This is a genomic window from Pseudomaricurvus hydrocarbonicus, assembly GCF_011602365.1.
GTDB lineage: Bacteria > Pseudomonadota > Gammaproteobacteria > Pseudomonadales > Cellvibrionaceae > Pseudomaricurvus > Pseudomaricurvus hydrocarbonicus.
Genome location: NZ_JAAONZ010000021.1, coordinates 82,900 through 90,970, shown reverse-complemented (window position 1 = coordinate 90,970; position 8,071 = coordinate 82,900). Strand labels below are relative to the sequence as shown.

Here is an 8,071-nt window from a genome sequence, read left to right as displayed (position 1 = left end):
TACGGTGCTAGAATGTGCCATGAGCCTAAACCCTTTGTTTGTTAGTGTTTGGTCGCACATTCATTATACAAACAATAGTGGTTTAGGCTCCCTTCGGAGTGAATAACTGGGACAGCAGTGGCTCTGACCCCTTTAATTGCGCCACCGGTTTTGGCATTGAGTTTTAACGTTGAAAAAACCTGCTCGTAACTGAGCAGACTCACGCATTACTCCAATAATCCGCCTTCTCCGGCACCACCCAGCGCACGCCCCCACGCGGGTCTTTACCCGGCTCGTTATAGCGAGGGATCAGGTGCAGGTGGCAATGGGGTACGGTCTGTCCGGCGGCGGCGCCATCGTTGATGCCGATGTTGTAGCCGGCGGGGTTGAGCGAGTGATCCAGATCGGCCTTGGCCTGTTCCAGCAGCGAGAACATGGCCTCCTGCTCGGCGGGCGTTAGATCAAAAAAGGAGCCGACATGGCGATGGGGGATGATCAGGCTGTGGCCTTCGGTCACCGGGTAGCCATCGCGAATCACAAAGGCGTGTTCGTTACTGTGCAGAATACGATCGTGCGCGGGAGCTTGACTGATGCCACAGAAGGGGCAGGCGGGTGATACATCCATGGTGCGTCCTGTGCACGTTGTCGCGTAAATTGTCCTAATTGGTTCATACTAACGCATGAATCCGCCAAATTACAGACTTTGAGTGCTGTCACACCCCTTCCAGGTCTTGAGCCTGTCGTTGGCGTCAACCCGCGCCAGGGTCACCTGTTGAAATGTCCTGAGGTTTCCCCTGGGCAAGGCAAGCAGGGCCGCTAACCATCCGCGCAGTCCATTCACTATTTGCCGCAAATTGATTTTTCTCGGAATAAATCTGCTTTATCCTGCACTAAACTTTAAATTCATACACAGGTTGAACCTTTATTTATGCTCCAATTCCACCTCAGCAAAGACGCTGCCAAAGACCTGAATGCCCACCTTGGCGATAATGAGCCGGTCAATTATCAGGGCATGCAGTGGTATCTGCACCGCATCACCGTGGCGCGGCGCAAGTGCATTGTGGCGATGGAGCTGCAAAGCCGCTTTGCGATGGTGTTTTGCGGTTTGACCAAGCCGGATTTTGAGCGCTTTCCGGACATCTTCTTTGAGCGGCTGATGCGCGAAGCACTGCTGAGCCTGGAGCAGATAGTGGAGTTGCAGGACAGTCAGATGCGCTCTGTCATGGAGCTGGGGCTTTCCATTGCCGAAGATCAGGTCTACCAGACCGGTTCTGACCGCTCGGTGATGGCGCACATCAATGACGTGGCCTACCTGCTGCGACAGTGTGTCGAGGACGGCTATCCCCTGCCGGAAGAGGATTGGGATGCCATGGCGTTCGGCGGCAAGGCCAACAGCATGCTGCGCAAAACCAAGCACCATAAGGACTATTTTTACCCCAAAGAGCATTTTGGCGAGTTTTGGGAGGGGTTGTTGCGGGCGATGGAGGCCGAAGGCAACGGTGGGCTGGCTGTCGATGAGCTTAAAAAGGCTGCTGTGGCTGATGTTCCGGCGGATAACGTAGTGTATGTGGATTTTCGGATGCGAAAATAATGTCTAGATTTGGTGTGGGTTCTGCCAGTCCGGGAGTTTGTCTTGTTACCCCGTAAACATTGCCATTTGCCTGCCTCTTGAGCTTAACATTTACAACTCTTGGAGATCGGCTTAGGAAAATTAGCTGCTACGAAAGGCAGTATCGAGCAGATATAATCGCTCTTAATGATAAATAGCGAAGAGCAATTCACCATGAAAGTTGGTCGCAACGACCCTTGCCCTTGTGGCAGCGGAAAAAAATACAAACGCTGCTGCATGGATGCCATCTCACAGCAACGGGCAGAAATATTCGATGACATCGCCCAAACGGTGGCGATGAACCCCAACCTCAGTATTGATGAGCTGAATCTGGTGGTGCAGCACAAGGCGGCGGAACGAAACAACCGTCCGAATATCGATTTTTGCGGTCTCACTCCGACGCGCATGGCCAACTGGATGTATGCGCCGTTGAGCGAATTGGATCGGGTAACCATAGCGGCGCCGGATGACTTGGCCACCAGCCCGGTGATGCGTTACTTGGCGTTGATCCTTGAGGAGGCCATGAAACAGGCAGGCTCGTTCAAAGCCACGGCCAAAGGCAACCTCCCCGCTAAATTGGTGAAGCAAGCCAGTGCACTGCTGCCCGCACTGGCGGTGGCGCAGTTTGAAAAAGATCCAGGCATTAGCGAATTTGCTGGCAGTAATGAAGACAAATTTAATGCGCTGCACTACACCCGTGTGTTAGCGGAGCTTGCCGGGATTATTGAGTTCAAAGGGGGGCATTTTTATGTGACCAAGGCCGCCCAGGAGCAATATCACACCGATGGTATCCGCGCTTTCTTCCTGCCGATGCTGGAAGCGGCGGTCAAGCGGTACAACTGGGGTTACCTGGATGGCTGGAGTCAGGACATTGATTTGCGCTCCTTTTGGCTGTTTATGCTGTGGCGTCTGCAAAGCCATGGTTCTCTCGATAAGCTGTTTGAGGAAGTGCGCGTAGCCTTCCCTGATTTGCTGCGGCAGTTCCCGACGGATGAGTATTTTTCACCGCAAGAGCAGTTGGGGATGCTGATTGAATCGCGCTTTGTGGAGCGCTTTTTACAGTATTGGGGCTTTGTGACGGTTGATCCGAGAAGGTATGTCGAAGGTGTGCGAGTGCAACGGGAGGCCAGCATACAGCCGCTACTGACCCAGGCTTTCTCGTTTGAGGGATAGAAGCGTCTGGCCGGTTGTTGCAAAACTATCTAGGTTGCCACTGCGGCGTTAAGCACAGGCACCGCTCTCCGCCCGAACAATCGGCAACCGCTCTGAGCAATGGCTGGTGCGGGCAAGGCCCGCCTTAATCGCGGGCTGACCGCCTCATCCTGCCAGGCGGACTTTTTGCTAAATATGGTTGTGCTGTGCAAAATATGGCTCAAGAGTTGACTAAATTCTTACTGTTGGGCAAGCCATCACTCATAAACACAAAAGACTCCTTGCGGAGTCTTGCTGTCTGGGATGAGCCCGAAAAACGCGATGGTCAGGGCCCGCTCAAATATCACTCAATGTTCTGGATCTGCTCGCGCATCTGCTCAATCAGCACTTTCAGCTCGATCGCCGCCTGGGTGGTGTCGGTGACGATGGACTTGGAGGACAGGGTGTTGGCCTCGCGGTTGAGCTCCTGCATCAAAAAGTCGAGTCGGCGGCCGACGCTGCTTTTCTGTTTCAGGGTGCGGCGTACTTCGGTGACGTGGGTGTCGAGGCGGTCCAGCTCTTCGTCGACGTCGGTTTTCTGGGCCAGATAGACCATTTCCTGTTCGAGGCGATCGTTATCCAGATCGACCTTGAGGCTTTCCAGCTTTTCCAGCAGTTTCTGTCGCTGCGCCTGCAGGATACCCGGCAAGATGGCGCGCACCTGGGCTACCTGGGTGTCGATGCCTTGCAGGCGTTGCTCGATCAGGCCTTTGAGCTCCTCCCCTTCCCGGGCGCGGTTTTCAACCAGTGTGTTGAGCGCCTGTTTGAACAGGTCGAGGCTGGCGTTGAGCAGTTCGTCGCGGTCGATGTCGTTGTCGGTCAGCATGCCGGGCCAGCGCAGCAGTTCCAGCGGGTTAACCGCGGCAATGTCGGCGTTGGTGCGGCTGAGCACGTCGTTGACGCTGTCGATGGCGCTGGTGACCTGTTTCAACAGCGTTGGGTTGATGGTCAGTTCCTGGCTGGTGTCGGTGCCGCCCAGCTGGTAGGAAAAGCTCGCCTCGACTTTGCCCCGTGACAGGCTTTTGCGCAGCTGCTCGCGCAGGGCCGGCTCCAGTTCGCGGATAAAGTCCGGCAGACGAAAATGAGGCTCCAGGTAACGGTGATTGACACTGCGGACTTCCCAGATCAGGGTTCCCCAGGGGTATTTGGCTTCTTGCCGGGCAAAGCCGGTCATACTGCAGGGCATATGTGTGCCTCTCTTTTTTATCGATCGTCTGATTGGGTCGTTCTTATGTTTCTGGCCCGGCTGGCTTCTCTGAACAGCGGGTCTCTCTGTACAAGCGGTCCATCTATACAAGCGGTCTCTCTAAGCCGCCGCTCTATCCGGGCTGCCGTCTCTCTATGCCGTCGCCCTGGATTCTCTCTGTGCAGTGGGGGCGACTCTGTGGGGCCAGGGTCCTTAATGGAGGCTGATAGTATCACAGAGCTTAAAGAAAATTGGCGTTCCTGAAACGGTTATTCTGCTGGTCTTCGTCTATAATGGCGCGACTTTTTAGTTGGCACTACATTTGGCAATACAGCCTATTTTTTGAATAAACCGAGGTGTTTCTATGCAACGACCCAGTGGCCGCACGCCAGACAGCCTGCGTGATATCCGCATTACCCGTAATTTTACCTGCCATGCGGAGGGTTCTGTACTGGTGGAGTTCGGCAACACGAAAGTTATCTGTACCGCCAGTGTCGAAGACGGTGTACCGCCGTTCATGCGCGGTGAAGGTCGTGGCTGGGTGACGGCGGAATACGGCATGTTGCCCCGCTCCACCGGTACTCGTATGCGTCGTGAAGCGACCAGTGGCAAGCAAGGCGGACGCACGGTTGAAATTCAGCGCTTGATCGGTCGCTCTCTGCGTGCCGCCATGGATATGGACGCCCTGGGTGAAAACACCATCAAGATCGATTGCGACGTGATTCAGGCCGATGGCGGCACCCGCACCGCCTCGATCACCGGCGCCTGCGTGGCACTGGCCGACGCCATCACCCACCTGAAAAGCAAGGGCAAGGTCAAAGGCGAGCCGCTCAAGCGCATGATCGCCTCGGTGTCTGTGGGCATCTACAACGGTGCCGCTGTGCTGGACCTGGATTACCCGGAAGACGCCAACGCCGAAACCGACATGAACATTGTCATGGCCGACGATGGCGGCATCATTGAGATTCAGGGCACCGCCGAAGGCGAACCTTTCAGCGAGGCGGAATTTGCCGCCATGCTGACCCTGGCGAAAAAAGGCATTCAGGATCTGAACGAAATCCAGAAAGCGGCCCTGGCTGATTAATCTGCTCAGAACGAGCGCCTAACAGCCTTGAAAAGCACCGAACCCCCTGTTTTAGGCGGGTTTCGGTGCGGGTCTCCCCTCTCCTTCTCCTTCTGCCAGCCTTCTTCCCTCTGCTTCATCTCGGGTCTCCTGCCCTGTACGCCGTCCCTTCTGAGCGTTGCGCTTATAAACGTGCCTTTTTTAAACATGCGGTTCTAACAGTGCGTCTTTAGCAATGCGTCTTAAGAAAGGCGTCATTAAAAATGCGTCGTTAAACGTGCGTCGCTAAAAGTGCGTCGCTAAAAGTGATAGGTGGCCTCAACCCCCACCGTGCGCGGTTGTCCCACATAGTGAAATTGCCCGCGCTCACCGTAGCGAGCCTTGCCGCGCCCGCCGCTGAAGTAATATTCATCGGTCAGGTTATCCACGTACAGCGAGGCACTCCACTCCAGCACCTGATAGGTGACCGACATGTTCAGGATCGTGTAGCTGTCGAGGGTTTCATTGTCGTTGTTGGTGCCCAGACTGTTGAGGCGGGTATTGACCTCGTCCTTGTAGTAGACGTTGCCGCGAATGATCACTTCCGAGGCGTCCAGCGGGATGCCGTAATCAAACGCCAGATTGGCCTGAATGTCGGGCACGCCGGGGAAGGCATCGCCGTCGAAACCGCCGATCTCGGGCGCGTCTTCGACCAGTTCATGATCGTAATAGGTGGCCCAGCCACTGAGCTGCAGGTTTTCGGTGATCATGCCCTGCGCCGACAGCTCAAGCCCTTCGATGCGCCCTTCACTGGCGTTGCCGATGATGTTGATGGCCTGTGCTTCGGACTTGGCGGGCACCTGCAAATCCTCCCAGTCAATGCGGAAGATGGCGCCGTTGAATATCCACTGGCCATCGGCCAGGGTGGCGCGCCAGCCGATTTCATAGTTGGTGACCTCGTCGGAGGTGAAGCTTTTTTCCTCGCTGGTCAATTGCGGGCCAACGTTGGTGCCGCCGCGACGGAAACCCTCGGCGCGGGTCAGGTAGACCATAAAGTCTTCGGTAAAGTTGTAAGAGGTGTTGAACTTGGTGACGGTGTCGTCGATGTTCGATTTGCCGCTTTCGCATTCGGGGGTCGCGGGTGGTTGGGTGTAAAACCAGAAGATCGCCAGCAGGGTACAGTCCTCTTTAATCACCTGTTCCTGTTCGAAGTAGCGCACGCCGACGGTAATTTGCCAGGGCTCGATGGGGCGGAAGGTCATTTCCCCAAACACGGCCTTTTCTTCGAAGGTCTGGTTGCCGTAGTTCCAGTATTCCAGCTCACCGTAGCCGGTATCGATGCCAGCGTAATCCTGATAGCCCGGGGTGAATTCCTTATCGCTGTTTTCAGTGTCTTCGTCTTCGTAGTAAAAGCCGAGAATCCAGTCCATCCAGGCCGGCGCAGAGTCGGCGGTGGACAAAATGCGCAGCTCCTGCACAAACACGTCCTTTTCTTCGGAGTCGTCAGTAAAGCCCGAAAATTCGGGGAAGTCACAGTAGCCGGGGTAGATGTCCACGCACAGCAGATCGGTCTGGTCGCGCCGGCTTTCGGTCTCGTCGAAGGTGGAGTAAGAGGTGGACGAGAACAGCTCGACCCAGCGTATATCCCAGTTCATCTCCAGGTTGTAGAGGCGGTTTTCGGTGGCGTAGGGCTCGGTGTAGCGCAGGGCCGAGGAGAACTTGTCGCCAGTGAAGTCTTCGTTGACCGCTTGCCGACCACCGGTTTCCTGGTCCTGATGGAAGTAATTCAACTGCCCGTAAAAGGTGTCGGTGGGCTCCCAGCGCAGGGAGACCCGCAGCGACAGGGTTTGTTCGTCGTTAACGTCTTCCACCTCGCGGGTGTTGTTCGACACCCCGGGCTCGGTCAGCACATTGGTGTAATCCACAAAGCCGGTGTCGTCCAGATAGCTGCCCGAGACCCGCAGCGCCAGGGTGTCGGTAATGGGCAGGTTGAAGACCCCGTTGAACTGATAGGAAAAGTCATCGCTTTCGTTGTTTTTGTACAGTTTGGTGCCGATTTCCCCCTCGATTTCTTCCGAATTGGGCTCGTTGAGGATGTAGCGCAGGGTGCCGCCCATGGCGCCTCGCCCATAGAGTGTGCCCTGGGGCCCGCGCAGGACTTCGACCCGGGCGACGTCATTGAGCTTGAAATCGATCAGCAGCGGGGTGTCATTGATGTAACGGGAAATGACATCGGTGCCGCCCTGGTTTTCAGCCGCTTCGAGCCCGCCCACATTCATGCCGCGCAGCGTCACCAGGTTGGTGCCCCGAGCGCCGTTGTCGATCATTTGCATGCCGGGAATAAATTGCGACATTTTGGTGAGGTCATCGGCTCCCACATCCTTGAGAAAATCCCCGGTGACGGCGGTAATGTTGTAGGGGATGTCCTGGACGCCTTCCGCCCGACGAGTCGCGGTGACGGTTATTTCTTCCAGCGCCAGGCGCGAGGTTGAGCCGCTGTTTTCCTGAGCGACGGCGGCACTGATCACTGAGGCGCCCAGGGCCAGCCGAATGGCGAGGCTGAGAGGTTGCATGGGGTTCATGGTATCGTCCTGTTTTTATCCGCCACGGCTGCGGTGCCATGGCTGGTTTTTCATGTCACAGGTTTGCCTTGAGTCGTGTGTGCCGTTTTAACCGTTTATCGAGCCATTCCCACAGAACCTCTTCCCTTGGTACACTTTTTTAGGACACGCTTTCCTCAGGACACGCTTCTTAAGAACATATTTTTCTTTAGGTACGTTGCTAATAACACCGTTTCTCAGCCAAAGCCCTGGCCCCTCTGGAGCTCATCATCACGGGCGAATATCGGGCTCTGTTTGTGCCCGGGCTACGCAGGGGAGTTTGTCGATGGTGCGCGCTATTAGTGGTGTACGTGCTATGAATATAGTGCATCACAATTGTTGCTGCTGCAGACAAGGTCTTACACGACAAGTCGAGCGTTGAGTGAAGGGGGCGTGAGCCTGGCACAGGAGATATTTGGACGTGTGCGATTTTCCCAATAACCGAATAATAATTCGGCTTGTAA

At 55.6% G+C, this 8,071-nt stretch carries 6 protein-coding genes; 3 read left to right on the top strand and 3 right to left on the bottom strand.

Going from position 1 to position 8,071, the window contains the following annotated elements; all coding sequences use genetic code 11:
• Positions 1-199 precede the first annotated feature (199 nt).
• Positions 200-604: an HIT family protein gene (locus G8770_RS20420; RefSeq protein ID WP_167191413.1), complete on the bottom strand. Its 405-nt coding sequence runs from the start codon at positions 602-604 to the stop codon at positions 200-202.
• 303 nt (positions 605-907) lie between these two features.
• On the opposite strand from G8770_RS20420, the gene G8770_RS20415 reads away from it, so the two are divergent.
• A complete protein-coding gene (locus tag G8770_RS20415; protein WP_167191411.1) occupies positions 908-1,570 on the top strand; it encodes a DUF6933 domain-containing protein in 663 nt (220 codons plus the stop codon).
• A 192-nt stretch (positions 1,571-1,762) separates the two neighbouring features.
• Positions 1,763-2,761 carry a YecA family protein gene (locus G8770_RS20410; RefSeq protein WP_167191409.1) on the top strand — a complete coding sequence of 333 codons (999 nt, stop codon included), beginning with the start codon at positions 1,763-1,765 and terminating at the stop codon, positions 2,759-2,761.
• A 322-nt stretch (positions 2,762-3,083) separates the two neighbouring features.
• Here G8770_RS20410 and G8770_RS20405 read toward each other — a convergent pair whose 3' ends face one another.
• Entirely contained in the window at positions 3,084-3,965 is an 882-nt protein-coding gene (locus G8770_RS20405) for a YicC/YloC family endoribonuclease (RefSeq protein WP_167191407.1), read from the bottom strand.
• Between the two features lie 364 nt (positions 3,966-4,329).
• Here G8770_RS20405 and rph point away from each other — a divergent pair, with 364 nt between their 5' ends.
• On the top strand, positions 4,330-5,049 hold the full coding sequence (gene rph, locus G8770_RS20400; protein ID WP_167191405.1) for a ribonuclease PH: 720 nt from the start codon (positions 4,330-4,332) through the stop codon (positions 5,047-5,049).
• A gap of 278 nt (positions 5,050-5,327) precedes the next feature.
• On the opposite strand, the gene G8770_RS20395 is transcribed toward rph, so the two are convergent.
• Entirely contained in the window at positions 5,328-7,589 is a 2,262-nt protein-coding gene (locus G8770_RS20395) for a TonB-dependent receptor (RefSeq protein WP_167191403.1), read from the bottom strand.
• Between the last annotated feature and the right edge of the window lie 482 nt (positions 7,590-8,071).

Coding starts and splice junctions, on each gene's coding strand:
- G8770_RS20420 (WP_167191413.1), bottom strand. CDS start 604: ATGGATGTATCACCCGCCTGCCCCTTCTGTGGCATCAGTCAAGCTCCC.
- G8770_RS20415 (WP_167191411.1), top strand. CDS start 908: ATGCTCCAATTCCACCTCAGCAAAGACGCTGCCAAAGACCTGAATGCC.
- G8770_RS20410 (WP_167191409.1), top strand. CDS start 1,763: ATGAAAGTTGGTCGCAACGACCCTTGCCCTTGTGGCAGCGGAAAAAAA.
- G8770_RS20405 (WP_167191407.1), bottom strand. CDS start 3,965: ATGCCCTGCAGTATGACCGGCTTTGCCCGGCAAGAAGCCAAATACCCC.
- rph (WP_167191405.1), top strand. CDS start 4,330: ATGCAACGACCCAGTGGCCGCACGCCAGACAGCCTGCGTGATATCCGC.
- G8770_RS20395 (WP_167191403.1), bottom strand. CDS start 7,589: ATGAACCCCATGCAACCTCTCAGCCTCGCCATTCGGCTGGCCCTGGGC.